This window comes from Promicromonospora aerolata (assembly GCF_042682255.1).
Taxonomy (GTDB): domain Bacteria; phylum Actinomycetota; class Actinomycetes; order Actinomycetales; family Cellulomonadaceae; genus Promicromonospora; species Promicromonospora aerolata.
Genome location: NZ_JBHUHF010000001.1, coordinates 342876 through 365769, shown reverse-complemented (window position 1 = coordinate 365769; position 22894 = coordinate 342876). Strand labels below are relative to the sequence as shown.

General features: G+C 70.9%; 22 protein-coding genes. 10 read left to right on the top strand and 12 right to left on the bottom strand.

Annotated elements, in window-relative coordinates:
- Positions 1 to 20: 20 nt before the first annotated feature.
- The 9 genes from ruvB to ACFSL2_RS01625 form a co-directional block, all read right to left on the bottom strand.
- Entirely contained in the window at positions 21 to 1109 is a 1089-nt protein-coding gene (gene ruvB / locus ACFSL2_RS01665) for a Holliday junction branch migration DNA helicase RuvB (protein ID WP_377196163.1), read from the bottom strand.
- Complete coding sequence (gene ruvA, locus ACFSL2_RS01660) at positions 1102 to 1737, bottom strand: Holliday junction branch migration protein RuvA (protein ID WP_377196162.1); 636 nt, start codon at positions 1735 to 1737, stop codon at positions 1102 to 1104. Before ruvA ends, ruvB begins: the two co-directional genes overlap by 8 nt.
- A 313-nt stretch (positions 1738 to 2050) precedes the next feature.
- The gene (gene ruvC, locus ACFSL2_RS01655; protein WP_377196161.1) at positions 2051 to 2617 is read right to left on the bottom strand and encodes a crossover junction endodeoxyribonuclease RuvC; all 567 of its coding nucleotides are present in this window, start codon (positions 2615 to 2617) and stop codon (positions 2051 to 2053) included.
- Positions 2618 to 2688: 71 nt separating this feature from the next.
- Positions 2689 to 3450, bottom strand: coding sequence for a YebC/PmpR family DNA-binding transcriptional regulator (locus tag ACFSL2_RS01650; protein ID WP_377196160.1), 762 nt, complete (start codon positions 3448 to 3450; stop codon positions 2689 to 2691).
- Positions 3451 to 3515: 65 nt separating this feature from the next.
- On the bottom strand, positions 3516 to 4172 hold the full coding sequence (pdxT, locus tag ACFSL2_RS01645; protein WP_377196159.1) for a pyridoxal 5'-phosphate synthase glutaminase subunit PdxT: 657 nt from the start codon (positions 4170 to 4172) through the stop codon (positions 3516 to 3518).
- 39 nt (positions 4173 to 4211) lie between these two features.
- The gene (locus ACFSL2_RS01640; protein WP_377196158.1) at positions 4212 to 4853 is read right to left on the bottom strand and encodes an NUDIX hydrolase; all 642 of its coding nucleotides are present in this window, start codon (positions 4851 to 4853) and stop codon (positions 4212 to 4214) included.
- A 77-nt stretch (positions 4854 to 4930) separates the two neighbouring features.
- The gene (locus ACFSL2_RS01635; RefSeq protein ID WP_377196157.1) at positions 4931 to 5701 is read right to left on the bottom strand and encodes an ABC transporter ATP-binding protein; all 771 of its coding nucleotides are present in this window, start codon (positions 5699 to 5701) and stop codon (positions 4931 to 4933) included.
- A gap of 11 nt (positions 5702 to 5712) precedes the next feature.
- Entirely contained in the window at positions 5713 to 8136 is a 2424-nt protein-coding gene (locus tag ACFSL2_RS01630) for an ABC transporter permease (protein WP_377196156.1), read from the bottom strand.
- Positions 8137 to 8249: 113 nt separating this feature from the next.
- Complete coding sequence (locus tag ACFSL2_RS01625; protein WP_377196155.1) at positions 8250 to 8828, bottom strand: helix-turn-helix domain-containing protein; 579 nt, start codon at positions 8826 to 8828, stop codon at positions 8250 to 8252.
- Between the two features lie 125 nt (positions 8829 to 8953).
- Between ACFSL2_RS01625 and ACFSL2_RS01620 the strand changes: the two genes are divergently transcribed.
- From ACFSL2_RS01620 to trxB, 4 genes are read left to right on the top strand one after another with little or no spacing between them, the layout of a single operon-like run.
- Positions 8954 to 9634: an MFS transporter gene (locus ACFSL2_RS01620; protein WP_377196154.1), complete on the top strand. Its 681-nt coding sequence runs from the start codon at positions 8954 to 8956 to the stop codon at positions 9632 to 9634.
- Positions 9610 to 10359, top strand: a complete 750-nt coding sequence (locus ACFSL2_RS01615; RefSeq protein ID WP_377196153.1) for an MFS transporter — start codon at positions 9610 to 9612, stop codon at positions 10357 to 10359. The genes ACFSL2_RS01620 and ACFSL2_RS01615 overlap by 25 nt, the downstream gene beginning before the upstream one ends.
- A gap of 60 nt (positions 10360 to 10419) precedes the next feature.
- Complete coding sequence (locus ACFSL2_RS01610; RefSeq protein WP_377196152.1) at positions 10420 to 11211, top strand: DUF1684 domain-containing protein; 792 nt, start codon at positions 10420 to 10422, stop codon at positions 11209 to 11211.
- A gap of 9 nt (positions 11212 to 11220) precedes the next feature.
- The gene (gene trxB / locus ACFSL2_RS01605) at positions 11221 to 12354 is read left to right on the top strand and encodes a thioredoxin-disulfide reductase (protein WP_377196151.1); all 1134 of its coding nucleotides are present in this window, start codon (positions 11221 to 11223) and stop codon (positions 12352 to 12354) included.
- Between the two features lie 101 nt (positions 12355 to 12455).
- Here the strand turns inward: trxB and hrpB are convergent, their stop codons facing one another.
- The 3 genes from hrpB to ACFSL2_RS01590 form a co-directional block, all read right to left on the bottom strand.
- Complete coding sequence (hrpB, locus tag ACFSL2_RS01600; protein WP_377196150.1) at positions 12456 to 14981, bottom strand: ATP-dependent helicase HrpB; 2526 nt, start codon at positions 14979 to 14981, stop codon at positions 12456 to 12458.
- Between the two features lie 174 nt (positions 14982 to 15155).
- Positions 15156 to 15824, bottom strand: a complete 669-nt coding sequence (locus tag ACFSL2_RS01595) for a response regulator transcription factor (protein ID WP_377196149.1) — start codon at positions 15822 to 15824, stop codon at positions 15156 to 15158.
- Positions 15806 to 16936 carry a sensor histidine kinase gene (locus ACFSL2_RS01590; protein WP_377196148.1) on the bottom strand — a complete coding sequence of 377 codons (1131 nt, stop codon included), beginning with the start codon at positions 16934 to 16936 and terminating at the stop codon, positions 15806 to 15808. Before ACFSL2_RS01590 ends, ACFSL2_RS01595 begins: the two co-directional genes overlap by 19 nt.
- Positions 16937 to 17098: 162 nt before the next feature.
- On the opposite strand from ACFSL2_RS01590, the gene ACFSL2_RS01585 reads away from it, so the two are divergent.
- From ACFSL2_RS01585 to ACFSL2_RS01560, 6 genes are all read left to right on the top strand, one after another.
- Complete coding sequence (locus ACFSL2_RS01585; protein WP_377196147.1) at positions 17099 to 17809, top strand: ATP-binding cassette domain-containing protein; 711 nt, start codon at positions 17099 to 17101, stop codon at positions 17807 to 17809.
- Positions 17806 to 18591, top strand: coding sequence for an ABC-2 transporter permease (locus ACFSL2_RS01580; protein WP_377196146.1), 786 nt, complete (start codon positions 17806 to 17808; stop codon positions 18589 to 18591). The genes ACFSL2_RS01585 and ACFSL2_RS01580 overlap by 4 nt, the downstream gene beginning before the upstream one ends.
- Entirely contained in the window at positions 18588 to 19187 is a 600-nt protein-coding gene (locus ACFSL2_RS01575) for an LURP-one-related/scramblase family protein (RefSeq protein WP_377196145.1), read from the top strand. The genes ACFSL2_RS01580 and ACFSL2_RS01575 overlap by 4 nt, the downstream gene beginning before the upstream one ends.
- 16 nt (positions 19188 to 19203) lie before the next feature.
- Complete coding sequence (locus ACFSL2_RS01570; RefSeq protein WP_377196144.1) at positions 19204 to 20703, top strand: SDR family NAD(P)-dependent oxidoreductase; 1500 nt, start codon at positions 19204 to 19206, stop codon at positions 20701 to 20703.
- A 96-nt stretch (positions 20704 to 20799) separates the two neighbouring features.
- Positions 20800 to 21855 carry a hypothetical protein gene (locus ACFSL2_RS01565; RefSeq protein ID WP_377196143.1) on the top strand — a complete coding sequence of 352 codons (1056 nt, stop codon included), beginning with the start codon at positions 20800 to 20802 and terminating at the stop codon, positions 21853 to 21855.
- A gap of 119 nt (positions 21856 to 21974) precedes the next feature.
- The gene (locus ACFSL2_RS01560; protein ID WP_377196142.1) at positions 21975 to 22748 is read left to right on the top strand and encodes a class I SAM-dependent methyltransferase; all 774 of its coding nucleotides are present in this window, start codon (positions 21975 to 21977) and stop codon (positions 22746 to 22748) included.
- The last annotated feature ends 146 nt before the right edge of the window (positions 22749 to 22894 follow it).

The following is a 22894-nucleotide window of genomic DNA, read 5'->3' as shown; positions in this document are numbered from 1 at the left end:
GGCGCACCACATGAACAACGTCAGGGGTCGAGCAAAGTTCCCGTCCCGGGGGCCTCGGATCCGCGGCCGGGCTGTTGCGCGGGCGGGACGAGCCCCAGGTGCTCCCAGGCGGCCGGGGTCGCCACGCGCCCCCGTGGGGTGCGTCCGACCAGGCCCTCGCGCACGAGGTAGGGCTCGGCGACCGTCTCGACGGTCTCGGCCTCCTCGCCCACGGTCATGGCCAGTGTGCTCAGGCCCACGGGCCCGCCGCCGAACCTCGTGCACAGGGCGGTGAGCACGGCGCGGTCGAGGCGGTCCAGGCCGATGGGGTCCACCTCGTAGACCTCCAGGGCGGACCGTGCGGCGTGCAGGTCGAGGCGCCCGTCGCCGCGCACCTGCGCCCAGTCGCGTACCCGGCGCAGCAGCCGGTTGGCGATGCGGGGGGTGCCGCGGGAGCGGCCGGCGATCTCGTGCGCCGCCGCGTGCTCCAGGTGCACGCCGAGCAGCCCGGAGGAGCGCAGGATCACGCGCTCCAGCTCCTCGGGCGAGTAGTAGTCCATGTGCCCGGTAAACCCGAAGCGGTCGCGCAGCGGGGCGGGCAGGAGGCCGGAGCGGGTGGTGGCGCCGACGACGGTGAACCGCGGCAGGGCGAGCGGGATCGCCGACGCGCCGGCACCCTTGCCCACGATGACGTCGACCCGGAAGTCCTCCATCGCGACGTACAGCAGCTCCTCGGCCGGCCGGGCCAGGCGGTGGATCTCGTCGATGAACAGCACGTCCCCCTCCTCGAGGGAGGACAGGACGGCGGCCAGATCGCCCGCGTGCTGGATGGCCGGACCGCTGGTGAGCCGCATGTGCGACTCCAGCTCGCCGGAGATGATCATGGCGAGCGTGGTCTTGCCCAGACCGGGCGGGCCGGACAGGAGCACGTGGTCGGGCGGGTTGCCGCGCGCGATCGCCGCCTGGAGCACGAGCGAGAGCTGGTCGCGCACGACGCGCTGACCGACGAAGTCGTCGAGCCGCTTGGGGCGCAGCGCGGCCTCCGCGGCGCGCTCGATCTCGTCGGCGCTCGGTGTGACGAGGCGCTCCCGCTCGCTGGTCGAGCCGGTCCCGGTCGACGCCTCAGCCACGGTGGCCGCCCAGCAGGCGCAGCGCGGAGCGGAGCGTGGCGGCGACCTCGTCGGCGGCCACGGCGTCGGTCCCCGCCTCGGCCAGCACCTTCGCGACGGCGTCGTCGGCCTGCTTGGCGGGCCAGCCCAGGCCGGCGAGGGCCTCCACGACGCGCTCGGAGTGGTCGGCCGGGTTCGTGGCGGACGCCGCCGGAGAACCGTCCGCCGCGCCCGCCGGGGTGCCCGACGGCGGTCCGAGCCGGTCGGCCAGCTCCAGGACGATGCGCTGGGCACCCTTCTTGCCGATACCGGGGACGCGGGTGAGCGCGGCGAGGTCCTCGCCCGCGACGGCGCGGCGCAGGGCGTCCGGCGTGTGCACGGCGAGCATCGCGAGCGCCAGGCGCGGCCCGACCCCCGACACGGTCTGGACGACCTCGAACACGTCCCGCTCGTCGGGGTCGCCGAACCCGTACAGCGTCATCGAGTCCTCGCGAACCACCATGCTCGTCGCGACCCCCGCCGTCTCACCGACGCGCAGCCCCGCCAGCGTGGTGGGCGTGGCGTGCACCAGGTAGCCGACGCCGCCGACGTCGACCACCGCACGGTCGAGGCTCACGTGGGCCACGGTTCCCGTCAGCGAGGCGATCACGGGCTCCCCTTTCTTGCGTCCGGACACGGTTGATGCCCTCAGGGCCCTCAGGCGGCTGAGCCCGCCGAGGTCCGATCGAACGTTCGTGCGAGGAGCCTAACAAGGCAGGCCGCGCCCCCGAGCGGGCCACGCCGCAAACCGCCCGACTGCAGAGTTGGTTGCGGCCTGCGCCGCCGACTGCAGAGTTGGACGCGGTAAGAGGCTCTGGATCCGCACCCAACTCTGCAGTCGACAAGACAACGTGCCGACAATGTCTGCAGTTAGCCGGATGGGGTGCCAGGGTCCGGGGGCTGCACAGGCATCGGCCGGGGAATCACCGGCGGGTGCGCTGCTTGGCGGCCTGTTCCGCGGCCGCCCAGGCCCGCTGCGCCGGCGTGAGCTCGTGCCGGTCGCCGCCCTGCAGCGCGCCGGCCGGCCGCCACAGGTGGCAGACCGCGAGCGCCAGCGCGTCGGCGGCGTCAGCGGGCCGCGGTGCCTCGTCGAGGTCGAGGATGCGGGTGATCATGGTGGTGACCTGGGCCTTGTCGGCCCGACCGGAACCGGTCACCGCCGCCTTGACCTCCGACGGGGTGTGCAGCGCGACGGGCACGCCCCGGCGCGCAGCCGCCACCATGGCCAGCCCGGCAGCCTGGGCGGTCCCCATCACCGTGCCGACGTTGTGCTGTGCGAACACGCGCTCGACCGCAACCACGTCGGGTACGTGCTCGTCCAGCCACGCGTCCAGACCTTCGGCGATCTTCAGCAGGCGCAGGTCCGTGGACGTCTCCGCGTCGGAGCGGATCACCCCGACCGCGACCATGCGGGCCCGTCGCCCGGGAAGGGAGTCCACCACACCGACACCGCACCGGGTCAGACCAGGGTCAACTCCGAGAACGCGCATGACGTCACGTTCTCACGAGGCCGGGCGCCCGGCCGGCAGGCTCGACGAACGAAGCCTGACCGGCCAGAACGTCACTCCTCGTCGTCCAGGGCGGCCATGACCTCGTCGCTGGCGTCGAAGTTCGCGTAGACGTTCTGCACGTCGTCGCTGTCCTCGAGCGAGTCGATGAGGCGCATGATCTTGCGTGCGCCGTCCACGTCCACCTCGACCTGCATCGACGGGTGGAAGATCACGTCCGCGGAGTCGTACTCGATGCCGGCGTCCTGGATGGCGGTCCGCACCGGCACCAGGTCCGTGGCCTCGGTGAGGACCTCGATGGCCTCGCCCTGGTCGGTGACGTCCTCCGCGCCCGCGTCGAGCGCGGCGAGCATGACCTCGTCCTCGCCGACGCCCTCGGTCTTCGGCACCACGATCAGACCCTTGCGGGAGAACAGGTACGACACGGAGCCCGGGTCGGCGAGGTTGCCACCGTTACGGCTGAACGCCAGGCGCACCTCGGAGGCCGCGCGGTTCTTGTTGTCGGTCAGGCACTCGACCAGCACGGCGATGCCGTTGGTGCCGTAGCCCTCGTACATGATCGTCTGGTAGTCGACGGCGTCGGCGCCCTCGCCCGAACCACGCTTCAGGGCACGCTCGATGTTGTCGTTCGGTACCGACGACTTCTTCGCCTTCTGCACCGCGTCGAACAGCGTCGGGTTGCCGGCGAGGTCGCCGCCACCCGTCCGCGCCGCGACCTCGATGTTCTTGATCAGCTTCGCGAAGAGCTTGCCGCGCTTGGCGTCGATCGCGGCCTTCTTGTGCTTGGTCGTGGCCCACTTGGAGTGACCTGACATGCCTCTACCTGACTCCTTGCATTTCCGATGGCTCTTTCAATGGCGTCGAACGGTGGCGGGACCGCTCAGCCGCCTGCGACGATGCTGACGAACAACCCGTGCACACGCGTGTCCCCCGTGATCTCGGGGTGGAACGCGGTGGCGAGCAGCGGCCCCTGCCGTGCTGCGACGATCCTACCGGCGGCGGCCACCGGACGGCCCTGTGTATCCACAGCGGGGATGCGCGCCAGCACCTCGACGTCCCGGCCCGCCTCCTCGATCCAGGGGGCACGGATGAACGCGGTGCGCACCGGGCCGCGCCGCCCGGTCGGGGCATCTGCCGCGTCGGAGATGCCCGCGAACTCGAGGTCGGTCTCGAACGAGTCGACCTGCCGCCCGAAGGCGTTGCGCCGCACGACCACGTCCATCCCGCCGATGGTCCGCTGGTCGGCGGTGCCGTCCAGGATCCGGTCCGCGAGCAGGATCATGCCCGCGCACGAACCGTAGACCGGCAGCCCTTCCTTGATCCGGGCCTGCAGCAGGTCGTCCAGGTCGAAGATGCGCAGCAGCTTGTCGATGGTCGTCGACTCCCCGCCGGGGATCACCAGCCCGTCGACGGCGGCCAGCTCGGCCGGACGTCGCACGGTCACCGCGCGCGCACCCACGGACTCCAGGGCGGTCAGGTGCTCTCGGACGTCGCCCTGCAGGGCGAGGACTCCAACGGTCGAGGTTGTCACAGCCATCGATCTTACGTCGCGCCACGGTCCGGACGGGAACGGCCCTCAGTCGTCGAGCTGCTCGCCCAGGTGGCGCACCTCGCCGTCCCACCCCGCCACGAGGTGGTCGACGACGTCCGGGAGCTCGGGCGGGAACACCTCCAGCGGCTGCTCGCGCAGCGCGGCCGGCGTCAGCCACGCCATCTCGTCGAGCAGCTCCCGCTCGGCGGCGGTCCAGCCGTCGGCCGTCACCTCGACGGCGTCCGGCGTCCGGGCGAGGTAGAAGACCTCGTACTGGCGGCACGTCTCGGCGTAGAACTCGAAGATGCCCGTCCGCGTGAGCACCGGGCCGACCAGGTCGGCGGCGTCCAGCGCGATGCCCACCTCCTCACGGGTCTCGCGGAGCGCGGCCTCGACCGGGGACTCCCCGGGATCGATCCCGCCGCCGATCGTGAACCACCAGGACCGTTCCGGCTGGTTCACGTCGTGCCCGCGCATCACGAGCACCCGCCCGGCGTCGTCGACCAGGATGACGCGCGCCGCCGAGCGCTCGCGCATGCCGTCCGGGCCGAGCACCCAGTCGTCCCCGAGGGACGTGGTGCCCGGGCCGTCGGCCGGTACGGCGGCCGTCACCAACCGCGCCCCACCGGGCGGCCGGGCGCCCGCCACTCCTCGATGGTGCTCAGAACCGTCGCTGTGCCAGGTCATGCCGACGACGATACGTTCGCACCCGGGTAAAAGCACTGAGGTCCGCGAGCACGGGTCCCCGGACCGCGGGACCCGCCTCAGAAGCCCAGGTCCCTGAGCCACGCCAGCAGGTCGTCCTCCCGCCGCTGCGCCGTGCCGGGCTCCCAGGCCCCGATCTCCCGCGCGTCCACGAGGACGCCGTCGCGCAGGTAGATGACGCGGTCGCCGCGCACGGCGACGCCGGGGTCGTGCGTCACCATGACGATCGTGGTGCCGCCGCGGTGCACGTCGGTGAACGCGTCCATCACCTCGGTGCTCATGCTGCTGTTCAGCGCGCCCGTCGGCTCGTCGGCGAACAGCACCGACGGCTCGCCGGCCAGGGCCCGGCAGATCGAGGCACGCTGCAGCTGCCCACCGGAGACCTGGGTGATGCCGTGCTTCTTGAGGTGCGCGATGCCGAACCGCTCCATCAGCGCGTCCACCCGCGAGACCGCGGCCTCCCGGCCCTTCTTGGGCGCCGCCCTGAGAGCGGGCAGCAGGATGTTGTCCCGCACGTCCAGGTTGCTCAGGAAGTGCGGCTGCTGGAACACGAATCCCATCCGCGTCAGGCGGACCGTGCTCATCTCCGCGTCGCCGAGCGACGTGAGCTCCCGACCCTCCAGCGTGACGTTCCCGCCGGTGGGACGGTCCATGCCACTGATGCTGTACAGCAGCGTGGACTTGCCGGAGCCCGACGCGCCCATGACGACGAGGAACTCGCCGGCCCGGACGGACAGGTCGATGCCGCGCAGCACCTCGGTCGGCGGTTCGGAGGAGAAGTACGTCTTGCTCAGCTCGCGCGACTCCAGGCTCACCGTTGCTTCGTCCATGAGTTGTCCCCTCATCCTCGGATCCATTCGCTCTTGTCGGCGCGCCGGATACCTGCCGTGAGCAGGGCGACACCGAGACAGCCCGCCCCGAGCAGCAGCAGCGGGTACAGCACGTACACGAGCCACGGGTTCGGGATGAAGGTCAGATCCGTGATCCCGAGCCGGACGGCGGTGAGCCCGGCGCTCGCCAGCGACTGCCCCGCGGTCGCGGCGAAGACCAGGCCCGCCGCCGTACCGGCGACCACCAGCAGCAGCGCCTTGGTCCGCACCTGCCCCACGAGCTCCTTCGCCGAGAACCCGAGCGCGGACAGCACGCCCATCTTCGGCCGGTCGCGGGTGAGCCGGAGCTTCAGGAACAGGCTCGTGATGAGCACGGCGACCCCGAGGCCGAACACGAGCGCGACCCAGGCCGCGCCTCGCATGGAGTCGGTCAGGACCCCCATGGTCTCCCGGACGTACTCCTGGGTCGGCTTCACCCCCGCCGTCGGGAACTGCGCGTCGTACGCGTCGGCGGTCGCGCCGGGGTCCGCCGCGTCGTCCGCCAGGTCCGCGTAGACGGTGTAGGCCGAGGCACCCTCGGCCACCTCGCCCGACATCTTGGCGGTCTGCCCGCCGTCGGTGATGTCCTGGTAGATCCCGCTGACCTGCACGGTCACCGGCTGGTCGCCGTCGTAGACCGTCAGATCGTCCCCGACGCCCACCTGGTACTTGTCCGCGTTGAGGACCGACAGCGCGATCTGGCCGTCCCGCGGCATGCCGCCCTGGCTGAACCGGACGGCGCCGTCGGCGTGGTCCCCGACCGCGACGCGTAGTCTCGCCCGCCCCTCCGCGCTGTCGGCATGGAAGTCGACGTAGGCGAAGGTCTGCACGTCCGTGAGGCGGTCGTCGTCCTCCATCGCGGCGATCAGCCGGTCCTTGACGCCGTCGACGTCCTCCTGGAACTGCACGTCCGCGCGCAGGTCACGCTCCAGGGCGCCCAGATAGGTGACGAACCGCGGGCTCTCGAACGTGCTGACCATGTTCGCCGGGAGCGTGATCAGCACCGCGGTGAGGCCGAACACCACCGGCAGCAGCGCCCACGCCCGGCCCTCGGCCCGCAGGTCGAGCAGGGCCAGGCGCCCGTTGACGCCCGCACCGGACGACGACGCCAGCCCCGTCCGGCGTACCCAGCGCGCCTGCCGCCTCGCCCGGCGGGCGGTCTGCTTCTCGTCGAGGGTGCTGCCGTGCACCAGGGCGTTCACGACCTCGATCTTCCGCACTCCGCGCAGGACGCTGCGACAGATCCCGACGACGATCACGTAGACGGCGGCGAGCGCGGTCAGCGGTACCAGGAACGTCCAGATCCCCACCGGCGCCTGCGCGTAGGTGGTCTGGATGCCCTGGGTGAGCGCGTTCGCCGCGACGATCGCGAGCAACCCTCCGACGACGCAGCCGACCAGCGCCAGGACGCGGTACTTCCTCAGGTAGAGCCCTGAGATGTCGCGGTCCGGGATGCCGATCGCCTTCATCGCACCGATCTCGTGGACCTCGTCCTCCAGCGTTCCCCGGATGACGAAGCGCAGGTTGAGCAGCGCGATCGCGATGAGGACCAGGCTGACGAACACCAGCGCGAACGCGACGAGGCCGTCGCCGATCATGCTGATGATCCGAAGCTGCTGGCCGGTGACCACCGGGCCGTTCGTCGGTAGGCCGCCGGCGCCCTCGTACGCGGTCTGCATCGCGTTCGCGTCGCCGCCGTCCGCCAGCCGGTACTCCACGATGATCTCCGGCGTGGCACCTCCGGCCCGGCTCAGCGCCTCGAAGTCGTCGGGATGGATCAGGAACCGGGACGACGGCGACAGCGAGGCCGCCATCTGCGAGTCCTTGACCTCCCCCTGCACCTCGAGCCGGTGCGGCCCGGCGTCGGTCCGGACCGTGAGGACGTCCCCGGCCGCCAGGCCGTACTGCTGCTGGTAGAGGACCGGGACGTACACCTCACCGGCGGCCGGCTCGACGACGTCACCGGTCCCGTCGACCAGGAAGTCGAACTCCGTGTTCTGCGTGACGAAGAGGTTGTCGATCCGGCTGGCGGCCAGGTCGCCGGTCTCGCCGGTGTCCGGGCGCGTCCAGGACAGGGAGGCGCCCTCGTAGCCGAGCATCTCCTCGACGAGCCATTCGTCGATCTCCGGCTCGTGGTCCGCCGCGAACTGCGTCAGCGCCGCTCGGTCGTACGCACCCTTGTGCATCTGCAGGAAGTCCGGGGGCTCGCCCTGCTCGGACAACCGGTCGATGGAACCGGCCAGACGTTCCAGGACCATGGAACCCGTCGCCATCAGGAAAGCACTCAGGACCAGGGTGACGACCAGGGCGGCGTTGATCCCCTTGTTCCTGACGAGGTCGTTGTAGGCGTACCGGCGGCCGAGCCGCTCCCCGTTCTCCACCGTGATGCTCCGCATCCTTGGGAACTTGTGATCAGGACGCCCTCATCCTGTCCCCGTCGCTGCCCGGAAAGTATCGGTTCTTCCCCTGATGCGACCCTGGGTTCCGTCGCGTGCGGCCCTGGCCGTGATCAGGGGCCGGTGCGCACGTGGGTCCGTTGGCCCTGCTGTCCGAAGAGGATGAGCAGCTCGAGGGGCCGCGGCCCCGCGTTGGCGATCGCGTGCGGCGTACGGGTGTCGAACTCGGCGGCCTCACCGGCACTCATCTCGAAGTCCTTGTCCGCCAGTGCGAGCCGCAGCGTCCCGCTGAGGACGTAGATCCACTCGTGTCCTTCGTGGACCTGCTGGTCGAGCTTCTCCGGGACCGACTGCTGAGCCGGGATCACCTGCTCGAACGCATTGAGTCCACCCGCGTCGCGGGACAAAGGGACCCACACGACACCCTTGCGGGTGACCGGCCGTGGATGGATGCGGGGGTCGCCGGTGGCCGGCGCACCGACCAGGTCGTCCAGGGGCATCCGGTATGCCTGGGCGAGGGGAAGCAGCACTTCGAGCGTCGGACGACGCTGCCCGGACTCGATCCTGGAGAGGGTGCTGACCGACATGCCCGTCAGCTCGGCGACCTCACTCAGCGTGGACCGCCGCTGCTTGCGGATGGCGCGCAGGCGCGGCCCGACGGCGTCCAGGATCACATCGAGGTCATCGGCCATTCGCCCATCGTGACACGCGGGCTTTTGCGGTTCTGGCAAATTCGGGATCGATCGTGGCAACTGCCGGTTATGCCTCACCGACGCCAGGCACCAGCCCGGCGCCTGTGAGAAGAGAAAGGGCCGGAATGTCCACCGCTGCAGTCAGCGAGCTGGGTCGCCCCACCGCCGGGCGACCACGATTTCCCTACGCACCCGTCATAGTGCTCACCCTCATGCAGGTGACGCTCGTGATCGACAACAGCGTCGTGAACGTCGCACTGCCCGAGATCCAGAACGCACTCAGCTTCTCCACGGCCGGGTTGTCGTGGGTCGTCACGTCCTATGCGCTGGTCTTCGGCGGGCTGGTGCTCGTGAGCGGCCGGATCGGATCGATCATCGGTCCGCGGCGAGCGCTCCTGATCGGCATAGCGATCTTCATCGCTGCCTCTGCCCTGGGCGGACTGGCCGTCACACCGGAGATGTTGATCGCGGCGCGCGTCCTGCAGGGCGTCGGCGCGGCTCTCGCAGCGCCCAGCACACTGGTGCTGCTGATGGCGATCACCGAGCCGGGGGTACAACGTGCCCGGGCGATGTCGCTGTTCGTGCTGTCGATCGGGCTGGGCGCCGGGCTCGGCCTGTTCCTGGGCGGGGCGCTCACATCTGCCCTGGGCTGGGAGTGGGTGATGTTCGTCAACGTGCCGATCGGCGCGCTGGTGTTCTTCGGTGTCCGAGCCCTGATCACCGAGACGGAGCGGCACCCCGGGCGGCTCGACCTCGGCGGGCCGCGGCCTCCACCATCGGGATGTCGGCTCTGGTCTACGGCCTGACGGCGGCCGCCGAGCAGGGCTGGGGCAGCGCGACGGTGATCGGGTCGTTCGTTCTGGCGGCCGTCGGTCTGGTGGCGCTCGCCCTGATCGAGCGGCGCCACTCCGCACCAGTCGTCCCGCCCGCGTTCTTCACGCGGATGTCCGGTGCCGCCCCGCTGCTGGCGATGATGATGATCCCCGCCGGGCAGTTCGGGTTCCTCTACTTCGCGGCCCTCTACACCCAGGGCGTTCTGGGGTTCAGCCCACTGCAGACCGGTCTGTCCGTGCTTCCCTTCACGGCCGGGATGCTGACCACGAACTTCACCGTCAGCCGGCTCGTGACCCGGTACGGGGAGCGTGCGGTCGGTTCGGTCGGCATGGTCGGTCTCCTGATCGGTCTGGTGTGGATGTCACGCCTGACCCCAGACAGCGGCTACCTCGACGGGCTGCTCGGGCCGTTCCTGTTGCTGGGTCTGGGTGCCGGCCTCACTGTCGCACCGCTGACCGCAGTGATCATGCACAACGCACCGCGCCAGCACGTCGGCGCCGCCTCGAGCCTGAACCAGGCGATGCAACAGCTGGGTGGGGCCGTGGGCCTCGCGGTGCTGTCGACGGTCTTCGCCAACACCGCGGCCACTGCCGGCGCAGCGACGGGCATCTCTACCGCGCTGACCGTCGCCATCGTCTTCCCCCTCGCCGGCCTGCTGCTGTTCGCGGTCTGGGCGCGGCGCATCAACGTCCCCTGAACACCTCCTGATGCTCGCACAGACGATCCAACCCTTGGAGAACAACCCATGGAGAACACGATGACGAACCCCTCTTCCGAGACCTACCGAACTGAGTGGCAGGCCTGGCGGTCCGGCTGGGAGCAGTGGCTCGCTGCGCCCAACGGCTGGCTGTCCGCCGTTGCCGTGCACTGGCTCGACAGCACCCCGCAGCGGTTCGACGGCACCCCAGGCCTGTGGTGGCAGGACGGCGACACCCTCATGGTCGACCCCGACGGCACCGCCATGACGTTCGACGGGACCGAATTCACCGAGGCTCGCGCACTGCGGCTGGCCGAGGGGCCGGACGACCAGCGGGTGACCGCGGGCGACCTCGAGATCGGGATCACCTACCGCGAGGGCTACCACATCAACACCTACGACCCGGACGCGCCGGCGCGGAAGGCATTCGACGGGGTACCGACGTTCGAGCCGGACCCCAACTGGATCATCACCGGCCGGTTCGAGGCCTTCGACGCCGACACGGCACTCGCCCTGGGCACCGTGGGCTGGCGCGAGCACAACTACCTCTCGCCCGGCGTGGTGCACTTCGAGCACGACGGCACCCCGTACGAGCTGCAGATCATCGTCGGGGGTGGACACCGCACGTCGGTCTTCGCCGACGCCACCAGCGGCGATACGACCTATCCGGCAGGCCGGTCCCTCAACATCCCGGAACCGGCCGACGACGGCACAGTCACGCTCGACTTCAACCGCGCGCTGAACCTGCCGTGCGCGTTCGCCGACTTCTTCCCGATCTGCCCCACCCCGCCGTCGGGCAATCGCTACCCGTTCCGAATCGAGGCGGGCGAGAAGACGCCCGCGAAGAAGTAGGGAGCACTCATGACAGAACCACGTGACGTCATCATCATCGGCTCCGGCCCGACCGGATACACGGCAGCCATCTACGCAGCGCGCGCAGCCCTGCAGCCGCTGGTCTTCGAGGGTTCGGTCACCGCCGGCGGAGCCCTGATCAACACCACCGAGGTCGAGAACTTCCCCGGGTTCCGCGACGGCGTCATGGGCCCGGACCTCATGGCCGACATGCGCGCACAGGCCGAGCGCTTCGGCGCAGAGCTCGTCACGGACGACGTCGTCGAGGTCGACCTCGACGACGACGTGAAGACCGTCCGGACGGCTACGGCCACCTACACGGCGCGCACGGTCATCCTCGCCACGGGCTCGGCCTACAAGAAGCTCGGCCTCCCCCGAGAGGAGGAGCTCTCCGGCCGCGGCATCTCCTGGTGCGCGACCTGCGACGGCTTCTTCTTCCGCGACAAGGCGATCGCCGTGGTCGGCGGTGGGGACTCCGCCATCGAGGAGGCCACCTTCCTGACGCGGTTCGGGCAGAAGGTCTACCTCCTGCACCGCCGCGACGGGCTCCGCGCGTCGAAGATCATGCGGGAGCGGGCCATGGCCGACCCCAAGCTCGAGATCGTCCGGAACGTCGAGATCGACGAGATCCTCGGCGAGAAGGCCGTCGAAGGTGTCGTCCTGCGGGACACCGTCACTGCCGAGACACGGCAGCTCGACGTCTCCGGCTTGTTCATCGCGATCGGCCACGAGCCCCGCTCAGACCTCTTCCGAGGCCAGGTCGACATCGACGAGAGCGGCTACGTACGCGTAGCCCACCCCACGACCGCGACCAGCCGCGAAGGCGTCTTCGCCGCAGGTGACCTGGTCGACCACCGATACCGCCAGGCGATCACCGCCGCCGGTACGGGAGCCGCTGCCGCCCTGGACACCGAGCAGCACCTCGCGACACTGGGCAACCAGACACGCAACCAGGTACCCGCTTCAGCGATCGCCAAGGTCGACGCGGACTCGAACCCCGCCTCGACCACGGCCTACGGCATCGGGTCGATCCCCACGCGCAACGTCTACAAGGACGGGAAGCTCGTCACGTCACTGGTGGGCGCACGGCCCAAGCGCGCAATCACCGACGAGATCGAGAAGGTCCTGGCCGCCGAGTCCTGATCCCTACGCACCCGGCAGCGGAACGTCACGGCCCACGACAGACGGAGCGGCCCCGCGGACACGATGTCCGCGGGGCCGCTCCGTCCGCCGCACCGCTCGGTTCACCGACGAGGTTTCACCCGCCTCGTCGGGACGGCGCTCAGCGGGTCCTCCGGCCACGGGTGGCGGGGGTAGCGGGCTCGCAGGTCGGCCCGGACCTGGGGGTAGCCCTGCTTCCAGAACGAGGCGAGATCGCTCGTGATCGCGACCGGGCGCCGAGCGGGCGACAGCAGGTGCAGCACGACCGGGACCCGACCGTCGGCGACGGCCGGAGTGGCGGTCCAGCCGAACACCTCCTGGAGCTTCACCGCGAGGACCGGCGGCTCGACGCCGTCGTACGCGAGCCGGACCTCGGAGCCCGAGGGGACCCGAAGCCGTTCCGGTGCGAGCTCGCCGAACCGGGCCGCCGCGGGCCAGGGCAACAGGCGCCGCAGCGCCGTGGCCACGTCGATGCGGGCCAGATCGCGGGAGCATCGCACCCCGGCGAGCTCGGTACCCAACCACTCGTCCAGGCCGGCCAGCAGCGCTTCGTCGTCGACCGCGGGCCACGGGGCGCCGAGGTGGGCGTGGCAGAACGCGAGCCGTTCCCGCAGGGCGAGCGCGGCCTCCGACCAGCGCAGCACGGACAGTCCGCTGCGCCGGATGCCGTCGCGGACGGCCGACTGGACGAGCAGCGGGTCGGGCTTCGTCAGCGGGACGTCGTTCAGCACGATCGCGCCGAGGGCCTCGACGCGCCGCGTGACGATCCGGCCCTCGTCCCAGCGGATCTGGTCGCTGGTCGAGACGAGGTCGCCCGCGATGTCGCGGGCGGTCTGCTCGTCGATCGGCGCCGCCGAACGGATCCTGGCGTCGGCACGGCCGGGTGCCCGGTCAGCGACCGCGATCGCCAGCCAGGTCGTGGTCCGCAGCGGGGACTGCTGGTCCAGGGCGGCGCCGGTGCCACCAGCCATCTGGTACGTCACCGAGTCGGTCCCCCGAGCCCGCGCGATGCGGTCCGGGTACGCGAGCCCCACCACGATCCCCGCCGCGAGATCGTCCGGTACCGCGCGCGACTCCCGACCGGTCGGCCCACCCGACCGGTCGCCGGTCGTCGTGCCTCGGCCGAGGCGCTGCACCTCGTCCCGCCAGCGAGCCGTCGCTCGGCGGTCCTCGCCCCGGCGGAGGGCACGCCAGCGAGCCGGTAGATCGTCGCCGGAGCCGCGGCCGGAGGCGTCCGAGAGCATCGCGACGACCTCGCGCGCCCGGTCGGCCCCGACCCGCGGTGTCCCGTCGAGCAGCGCCCGCGCCAGGCGAGGGTGCGCACCGATCGCCCGCATCCGGCGGCCCCGCTCGGTGATGCGTCCACCGTCGTCCACGGCATCGATGCGGCGCAACAGCTCGGTGGCCGCGGTCATCGCGGGGACCGGCGGCGCGTCGAGCAGGGTCAGACCGGCGCCGGCGGGCGCACCCCACGCCGCGAGATCGAGAGCGAAGGCCGCCAGGTCGGCGATCGCGATCTCCGGCGCGGCATGGTCGTCGAGGCGCGCGTGGTCGGTCGCCGACCAGCACCGGTAGACCCGGCCGGGCGCCTCCCGACCGGCGCGCCCGGCTCGCTGGTCGGCCGACGACCTCGAGACCCGGCAGGTGACCAGCGCGCCGAGGCCACGGGACTGATCGGTCCGCGGCTCCCGGGCCAGGCCCGAGTCCACCACGACCCTGACTCCTGGCACGGTCAGCGAGCTCTCCGCCACCGACGTGGTGACCACGATCCGACGGGTGGCGGACGGCGCCAGCGCGCGGTCCTGCTCGGCCCGGGACTGGCGCCCGAACAACGGCCACACGTTCTCACCGGCCAAGCGGCGGGTCACCCCGTTGATCTCCCCCTCCCCTGGGACGAACACGAGGATGTCGCCCTCGTTCTCGGTCAGCGCCCGCCGGACGACGGCCGCGACATGATCCAGCAGGCGCGGGTCGACCCGCCCACCCGGGAGCAGCGGTACGGCGACCGGCGGCGGGGCCCACTCGACCGCGACGTCGAACAGTGCGGCGGACGCGGTGACCACGGGTGCGGGGACGTCCGTGCCCAGTGCGCGACTCAGCCGGACCGTGTCTGCCGTGGCCGAGGTCGCGACGACCGCCAGGTCGTCCCGCAGATTCGCCCGGACGTCGACGCAGAGCGCGAGCAGCAGATCGGCATCGAGGTGCCGCTCGTGGCACTCGTCGATCACGATGGCGGCGACGCCCGGCAGCTCTGGGTCCTGCTGCAGCCGCCGGACGAGGAGCCCTGTCGTCACCACCTCGACGCGAAGCCCCTTGCCGCCGCTGCGCTCACCGCGCATCGCGTAGCCGATCCGCTGCCCGAGCGGTTCGCCGACCAGCGCCGCAAGGCGGGTCGCGGCGGCGCGGGTCGCCATCCTGCGCGGCTCGGCGACGATGACCGTGCCTCCGAGCGCGTCGGCCAGCGCGAGCGGCAGCAGCGACGTCTTCCCCGATCCGGGCGGTGCGACCAGGACCGCGGTACCGCGCGACCGCACCGCGTCGACCGTGGCAGGCAGGACCGCCCGGACGGGCAGGTCCGCCCCCGGCACCGACAGTTCAGGCAGCAGCACGCCCCGACGGTAACCGACCGTCACAGCTGCACTCTCCTCACCAGGACGAGGCTCGCCGGAAGGCCGGCTCCTGACTCTGATTCAGCAGGCGCTGAGCGGCCGTTATCGGACGAGTTATGGCTCAACCGAGCCTGCTGAACCCGAATCAGCCCACCGCACCCCCCTGCGAAAGGGTCACGGGAGGCCGGCGTCGCGGATGCGCAGTGCGATGGTCACGCGGTTGTCCGTCTCGAGCTTGAGGAAGATGCGGGTCACCGTCGCCTTGACGGTGGCGACGCTGATGAACAGCCGCGCGGCGATCTCCGCGTTGCTCGCGCCCCGAGAGATCTCCACGGCGACGTCGAGCTCGCGCGGGGTCAGCACGTCGAGCGCCGCGCGGGCCCGCTCCCGTGCCGCGCCGTCGGCCGTGCCGGCAGTGGCCGCCGTGATCACCTGACGCGCCACGGTCGGCGACATGACGGGCTCGCCGTCGGAGACGGACCGGATCGCCGCGATCACCTTGTCGGGTGCGGCGTCCTTCAGGATGTAGCCCGAGACGCCGGCGGCGAGGGCACGCAGCACCAGGTCGTCCACGTGGAACGTGGTCAGCATGATGATCGCGGGCGGGTCGGGCCGCTGGAGCAGGCTCTCCGCCGTCGTGACGCCGTCCTGGACCGGCATGCGGACGTCCATGAGCACCACGTCGGGCGCGAGGTCACGGGTCGCGATCTCGGCCTCGACCCCGTCAGCAGCCTCGCCGACGATCTCGATATCGCGCTCACCGCCGAGGATCAGGCTGAGGCCGCGGCGTACGAGGGGATCGTCGTCGACGAGCAGGAGCCGGATCACGGGGTCACGCTCCATGGCAGAGATGCCTCCACGACGAACCGGTCGCCGTCGTTGTGATGGGCGAGGGTGCCGCCGAGCAGGGCCGCTCGCTCACCGAGCCCGATGAGTCCTAGCCCGTCGGACGATACGGGGAGCTCGCCCGGGGCGTCCGCCACGTTCGTCACGCGAACCTCGACGGAGGTTCCGCACGCACCGCTCAGCTCGACGGTCACGGGTGCGCCCGGCGCGTGCTTGCGTGCGTTGGTCAGGGCCTCCTGCACGATGCGATAGACGTGCCTGCCCACCTGCGGGGGCAGCGGCTCGACGTGCTCGAGCGTCGAACGGTACTCGACGCGCTGACCGGCCTCCCGCACCTCGGAGACGAGAGCGGCCAGATCCTCGAAGGAGGGCTGCGGGCCACCCAGCGGGTCCTCCTCGCGCAGCGACCCGAGCGTGACGCGCAGCTCCTCGAGCGAGGCATGGGCGTTGTCCCGGATGACCGCCGCCGCCTGGCGGACCTCGCCGTCGGTCAGGTCGGTACGGTGCGCGAGCGCGCCGGCGTGCAGCGACAGGAGCGACAGCCGGTGGGCCAGCACGTCGTGCATCTCGCGCGCGATCCTCGCCCGCTCCCCCGCGCGGGCACGCTCCAGCCCGTCACGACGCTCCCCCTCGCGCCGCCGTTCCTCCGACAGCGCCAGGTCCCGCGTGCTGCGCAGGTACAGCCCGAAGCCGACCAGGCACCCGATCGTCACGGCGGCGCCGATCGCGGCCACCAGGGTGGGCACCTCCCATCCGGAGTCGAGGAACACCATGCCGACGAGCCCGAGCCACAGCACCACGGAGGCCCCGGCGGTCCGCCGGACGTCGCGGTGGGTGGCGAGCGAGACGAGAGCGACGAAGGCAGCACCCGTTGCCGAGCCGGACTGGACCGTGAACAGCGCGGTCACCACCGCGATGGTGAACGGCAGCCGCCGGCGCCAGCGCAGCAGGATCAGGCCTGCCACTCCGAGGCCCACGTCGAGCACGCCCATCGGCCACTCCACGAGGCCCTGCGCGACGAAGAACACCCAGCCGAGCCCGGTCAGTACCAGAGGCACCGAGGCGATGGCATAGCGCAGCAGCTCTTGCCGCCTGGTGAGGGGTCTCATCGCGACCGATCGTAGGCAGCCGGTCGGGACGGTGCCCAGCGACCTCGGGCTACGGACCGATAGACCGACGTCGACGATCCGGCCGGCAGGGAGGAGACCTGCGGCCCCCGGCATGGCCCAGGGTCCGTAGCACCCGCGACCCGCGGCGGGTGGACTGGAGCCATGATCACATTCGACCACGTCACGAAGCAGTACGGCGCGACGCACGCGCTCGACGACGTCTCGTTCGAGGTGCCCACGGGCTCGATCACGGGCTTCCTCGGGCCCAACGGCGCCGGCAAGACCACCGCGATGCGGATCCTCCTGGGCCACACCCGGGCCACCTCGGGCCGCGCGACGATCGACGGGCAGCAGTATGCGGCGATCGGCAACCCCGCGAGAGCGGTGGGCGGCCTCCTCGACGCCCAGGCGGTCCACCCCGGCCGCACCGGAGCCGAGACGCTGGGCATCGCCGCGGCGATGATCGGCGCGGACCGCCGACGCGTCGGACAGGTGCTCGACCTCGTCGGCCTCACCGTCACCGAGAGCCGGCGCACCGTCAAGGGCTACTCGCTCGGCATGCGCCAGCGCCTCGGGATAGCCCAGGCCCTCCTGGGGGCACCGAAGGCGCTCGTGCTCGACGAGCCGGCGAACGGCCTCGACCCACAGGGCATCCGGGCCATCCGCGACCTGCTGCGTGCGCTCGCGGACGACGGGTGCGCCGTGCTGCTGAGCTCCCATCTGCTGCACGAGGTGGCACAGCTCGCCGACCGCGTCGTCATCATCGGCCGCGGCCGCATCCTCGAGGCCGCCGCGATCGACCCCAGCGCGGCGCAGGACCTGGAGAACCGCTACTTCACTCTCACCGCCACGGACGATCGGAGCGCAGCATGAGCAGCACGACCCTGCCCCACACCAGCGAGCTACCCGCGGTGCGAGGACCCGCACGCGCCGTCCCGTTCACCCGTCTGGCCGCCGTGGAGCTGCGCAAGCTCGCCGACACCCGTACGGCGGTCGTGCTCCTGTCGCTGCTCCTGCTCGGGGCCGTCGCGGCGATGGTGGTCAACGCCTCCTTCTTCACCGAGGACGTCCAGGAGGTCGCCACCAGCGCGGCGCTCACCCTGGGCCTGTTCCTCCCGGTGGTCGGCATCGTCTCGGTGACGAGCGAGTGGAGCAAGCGCACTGCGCTGACGACCTTCGCCCTCGAACCGCGCCGCTGGCGCGTGCTCGTCGCCAAGGCCGTCGCCGGAACCCTGGTGGCGGTCGCCACCAGTGCCCTGATGCTCGCGGTCGCCTATCCGACGACCGCCGTCGCCGCCGCCGTGCGCGGCGTGCCGGCGGACTTCATGCTCGACCCGGTGACGCTCGCCGGCTGGACGGCCGTCAACGTCCTGTTCACCCTGTGCGGTGTCGCCCTCGGTTCCATGCTGCTGGGCGGTGCGGCGGCGATCGTCGTCTACTTCGTGGCCTCGGTCGCCTGGGGGTTCATCAGTCTCACCGGCGATCCCGGCAGCACCCTCGCGAGCTGGCTCGACCTCAACGTCACGACCGTTCCGCTCGCCGACGGTGTGATGAGCTCCGAGGCGGTCGGCCCGCTCCTCGCCTCGATCGGCCTGTGGGTCGCGGGGCCCTTCCTCCTCGGTCTCCTTCGCGTGCACCGGATGGAGCTGCGATGAGCGACCCGGACGAGGTGACCACGACCAGCCCCACCGTCCAGCACCTGCCGCGCTTCTTCGTCAAGCAGCACTTCACCGTGCTGGTCAACCGCTACACGATCATCGAGGCGCTCGACGACGGCTCGGAGGGGCGGCTGCTCGCGTTCGCCCAGCAGAAGCGGCTCGCCATGCGCGAGAAGGTGACCTTCTACGAGGACGAGGAGAGGACCCGACCACTGTTCGGCTTCCGCGCACGGCAGGTGATCGACGCCGCGGCGGCCTACGACGTCACCGGCGCCGACGGGTCTGCGATCGGATCCTTCCAGAAGGACTTCGCGGCGAGCCTGATCCGCTCCAGCTTTCACCTGCGGGCTCCTGGGCTGGAGGCCTACGGCCAGGAGCGCAGCGTGCTCGTCGCCGTCCTGCGACGCGTGGCCGAGCTCCCGCTGCCCGTCCACTTCACGTTCGGTGACACGGTGACGGGCTCGCCCGTGCTGACCAGCGAGCGGCAGCTCAGCCTGCGCGACCGGTACACCGTCGAGGTGCCGGACAAGCGGGTGGACTTCCGGCTCGCCGCCTCGGTCGCCGTCGGCGTGGACGCGCTGCTCGGGCGGTGACGGGTACCCTACGGCAGTGCCAACGAACGCCGGGATCGACCCGGACGAGCTTGCTACCACCCTTCGGGTGCTGGGCCGGCTCCAGGATCTCGACCCCAACCATCCCGACGTCCAGACGGTCAAACGGGCGACCGGCTACATGTGGAAGCTGCTCAAGAAGTCGCGCAAGGCCGCGATCCGCGAGGAGCTCCAGGCGCACGACCGGAACATCATCGAGCAGACGGCGACCGGTTCGGCAGCACGGATCGACGACGAGACCGCCGGCATCCCGCTGGTCTCGACCGCGCCGGGGACGTTCGCCGGGGAGCTGCGCACCGCCCGCGGCTGCTACATCTGCAAGACGGACTACACGCTGGTCGACTCGTTCTACCACTGGCTGTGCCCGGACTGCGCCGCGAAGAGCCACACGCGGCGCGACCAGCGCACGGACCTGACCGGCCGACGTGCCCTGCTCACCGGGGGCCGGGCGAAGATCGGCATGTACATCGCTCTGCGCCTGCTGCGCGACGGCGCTCACCTCACCATCACTACCCGCTTCCCGAAGGACGCGGTGCGCCGCTTCTCGGCGATGCCCGACGCCGCCGACTGGCTGCACCGGCTCAAGATCGTCGGCATCGACCTGCGTGACCCCACCCAGGTGATCGCCCTGGCCGACGACGTCGCCGCGGCGGGCCCGCTCGACATCCTGGTCAACAACGCCTGTCAGACGGTCCGCCGGTCCCCGGGGTCCTACTCGCAGCTCGTCGCCGGCGAGTCCGCGCCGGATGCTCCGCTCCCCTACGGGCTGGCGGCACCGGAGATGGTCACGTTCGACCACGTCTCGGAGGCGCACCCCGCAGTGCTCGCGGGGGCGCTGACCGCCTTGCCGGTCGCCCACCACGAGGGCCAGTCGCAGGACGACGCCGTCGCGATGCACACCGCGGCGTCCCTGACGGCGCTGGCGCTCCGGGCGGGCTCGGCGTCCCTGGATGCCCACCTCGCCGGTACGGCCGTCGACGCCGGCGGGCTGCTCCCCGACCTGCAGACGAGCAACTCGTGGACCCAGGTCGTGGACGAGGTCGACCCGCTGGAGCTCCTGGAGGTCCAGCTCTGCAACGCGATCGCGCCGTTCCTGCTCATCTCCCGGCTGCGGCCCGCGATGCGCGCCGCGACGGCCAACGCTGGACGCGGGTACGTCGTCAACGTCTCGGCGATGGAGGGGCAGTTCTCCCGCCGTTACAAGGCCCCGGGACACCCGCACACCAACATGGCCAAGGCCGCCCTCAACATGCTGACCCGGACCTCCGCGGCGGAGATGTTCGAGAAGGACCGGATCCTGATGACCGCGGTGGACACCGGGTGGATCACGGACGAGCGTCCGCACCAGGAGAAGCTGCGGATCGCCGCCGAAGGCTGGCATGCACCCCTCGACCTGGTCGACGGCGCCGCGCGCGTCTATGACCCGATCGTCCAGGGCGAGGCCGGGACCGACCTGTACGGCTGCTTCCTCAAGGACTACGAGCCGTCGCCCTGGTAGTTCTGGAGGGGACCCGGGTGCGACAGCAAGCGCGCATCCGTAGTGGTCACCGCGGCCACGATGACCGAACGCTCGTGGTCGCTATGCTCCACCACCATGTTCTCCGACGACGTCGACGCCGACATTCGCAAGATGCTCGCAGACCCCTCGTTCAAGCACCGCGAGGCGGCCCAGCACGCACTGGCATTCCGACGGACGGCAGATGTCGCTGAACTGGTTGCACTGCTCGATGACCCGCACCCGTGCGCAACTGTCGATCTGCTGTTCGCGGCGGCAGGGTCGAAGCGTACGTGGCTCAACTGGGTCCCGATGCCGACCGAGGCGATCTGCAACATCGGCAACGAGATCGGCGCCCGCCTGGCAAAGGGCGAAGAGCTGACGATCAAGGACCTCGGGCTCTCCGCGAGCGAGCCTCCGAGCGCGCTGGCAGCGTTCTGGAAGGTGGCCGGGCCGGTCAAGGTGGGCATCGGCGCGTTCCCTCTTCCCGACATTCGTGCGCAGCTGCGACCTGGCACGTACGCGGCCTGGCGTTGGATCGGCGAGGTTCCGGTTCCGGTGGTCACGACCCCTTCGGACGAGGCGGTGCGGGTACTGCACGAGGTCGGCGGAGAGCCTTGGCCCTCGTTGTTGTGCGGCTACCTGCAAGCCGCACCCCTTGGTGAGCGTCCACTCGCAGACCTGCTTGGTCTCCTTGGTCACGTCAGCGATCCGCCGGCGACTCCACGCTGGGACTATCTGGCCAGCAGCACACCCACCTATTGGCACCGCCTTGCGCAGGCGTGGATCTGCCTCGGCATCCTCCATCACGCGCCCGAGGAGCCGTGGGCAGCATCAACCCGGCGTCAGGTGCTCGTCGACCTCGCCTTCGGCGTCGAGGACTGGGTCTCCGACGCCGCGCTGTTCGCCCTGGTCACGATCGCGTTCCGCGAGCCAGGACTACGGGTCGAGGTGCACGACCTCGTACGCTCGCGGCTCGAAGCCGCGGTGGCAGCGGCCGACGGCCGCGTAGTAACGATCCTTGAGCCGCTCTCCGAGCTCATGCTGATCACACCCGGTTGCGACAACGACGACCGCGCCCTGGCCACGGCTTGCCTGGCAGCACCGGAGGCGACGGAGAAGCCTCGGAAGCGCCCCTGGTGGCGTCGTCGGTAGCGGTCCGGTCGCGAGCGCCCGGTCCTCGTCGGGTATCACTCACGATCCACTCTCGAAGGACGGCCGAAGAGGGCGAAAAAGGTGCGGTCCCCTGAGGAGAAGGTCAGTAGGCTCCCGGCGTGAGTCACCGACGACGGCCCTCGAACCAGAGCGAAGCGTTCTACGCGCACGCGAGGCTGTACGACCGGATTTTCCCGGGCGGCGGGCCTTCGGTCGACTTCTACCGGGCCGACGCCAACCGGCAGGGCGGTCGGGTGCTGGAACTCGGGTGCGGCACCGGGAACAAGCTGATCCCCATCGCGTCCGGCGGTCAGCCGTGCGTCGGCCTGGACCTCTCGCCGGACATGCTGTCCGAGGCGCAGCGCAAGGCGAGCGAGCGCGGTGTCGCGGTCGAGTGGATCCAGGGCGATATGCGGGACTTCGATCTGGGCCGCACCTTCGACTACGTGTTCATCGCTGCCAACTCACTGCTGCATCTGCATGAGGCCGAGGACCTGGTGAGCTGCTTCCGGTCGGTTCGACGGCACCTGGCCCCCGGAGCCAAGTTCGTCTTCAATGTCTTCAACCCGAGCGTGCAGATGCTTGCCGAAGCCGACGGCGTGCGCCGCACCCGGAAGTCGTTGTCGTTCATGGACCCAGACCGGGGCGACGTCAGCGTCGACGTCGCTGAGACCTATGACTCGCCCGCCCAGGTGACACGCGGGACGTGGTACCTCTCGACCGACTCCGAGCCGGACTTCGTCGTCGCCCCGCTCGAGGTCAGGAGCATCTTCCCGCAGGAACTGCCACTGCTGCTCTCGCTCGGCGGCCTCGAGCTCGTCGAGCGCTTCGGCGACTGGTCCGGTCGCCCGTTCGCCGCCGATGCACCGATCCAGCTCTGCATCTGCGAGTGATGGAGAGGCGCTGCGACTGCTGACCTTGATTCAGCAGGCGGCAGCGAGCCGTTATCGGACGAGTTATGGCCCCGCCAAGCCTGCTGAACGCAAATCAGGCAACGGCCCTCACGAGCCCCGCTCGGCCAGCCGCACCAGCGCCGGCT

Excerpts from the sequence above, each read along its gene's own strand:
- ACFSL2_RS01595 (WP_377196149.1), bottom strand. The coding sequence starts at position 15,824 with ATGGAGCGTGACCCCGTGATCCGGCTCCTGCTCGTCGACGACGATCCC.
- ACFSL2_RS01635 (WP_377196157.1), bottom strand. The coding sequence starts at position 5,701 with ATGGACGAAGCAACGGTGAGCCTGGAGTCGCGCGAGCTGAGCAAGACG.
- ACFSL2_RS01630 (WP_377196156.1), bottom strand. The coding sequence starts at position 8,136 with ATGCGGAGCATCACGGTGGAGAACGGGGAGCGGCTCGGCCGCCGGTAC.
- pdxT (WP_377196159.1), bottom strand. The coding sequence starts at position 4,172 with ATGGCTGTGACAACCTCGACCGTTGGAGTCCTCGCCCTGCAGGGCGAC.
- ACFSL2_RS01640 (WP_377196158.1), bottom strand. The coding sequence starts at position 4,853 with ATGACCTGGCACAGCGACGGTTCTGAGCACCATCGAGGAGTGGCGGGC.
- ACFSL2_RS01625 (WP_377196155.1), bottom strand. The coding sequence starts at position 8,828 with ATGGCCGATGACCTCGATGTGATCCTGGACGCCGTCGGGCCGCGCCTG.
- ACFSL2_RS01620 (WP_377196154.1), top strand. The coding sequence starts at position 8,954 with ATGTCCACCGCTGCAGTCAGCGAGCTGGGTCGCCCCACCGCCGGGCGA.
- ACFSL2_RS01590 (WP_377196148.1), bottom strand. The coding sequence starts at position 16,936 with ATGAGACCCCTCACCAGGCGGCAAGAGCTGCTGCGCTATGCCATCGCC.
- ACFSL2_RS01650 (WP_377196160.1), bottom strand. The coding sequence starts at position 3,450 with ATGTCAGGTCACTCCAAGTGGGCCACGACCAAGCACAAGAAGGCCGCG.
- ACFSL2_RS01565 (WP_377196143.1), top strand. The coding sequence starts at position 20,800 with ATGTTCTCCGACGACGTCGACGCCGACATTCGCAAGATGCTCGCAGAC.
- ACFSL2_RS01585 (WP_377196147.1), top strand. The coding sequence starts at position 17,099 with ATGATCACATTCGACCACGTCACGAAGCAGTACGGCGCGACGCACGCG.
- ACFSL2_RS01610 (WP_377196152.1), top strand. The coding sequence starts at position 10,420 with ATGACGAACCCCTCTTCCGAGACCTACCGAACTGAGTGGCAGGCCTGG.
- ACFSL2_RS01615 (WP_377196153.1), top strand. The coding sequence starts at position 9,610 with ATGTCGGCTCTGGTCTACGGCCTGACGGCGGCCGCCGAGCAGGGCTGG.
- ruvC (WP_377196161.1), bottom strand. The coding sequence starts at position 2,617 with ATGCGCGTTCTCGGAGTTGACCCTGGTCTGACCCGGTGCGGTGTCGGT.
- trxB (WP_377196151.1), top strand. The coding sequence starts at position 11,221 with ATGACAGAACCACGTGACGTCATCATCATCGGCTCCGGCCCGACCGGA.
- ACFSL2_RS01580 (WP_377196146.1), top strand. The coding sequence starts at position 17,806 with ATGAGCAGCACGACCCTGCCCCACACCAGCGAGCTACCCGCGGTGCGA.
- ACFSL2_RS01575 (WP_377196145.1), top strand. The coding sequence starts at position 18,588 with ATGAGCGACCCGGACGAGGTGACCACGACCAGCCCCACCGTCCAGCAC.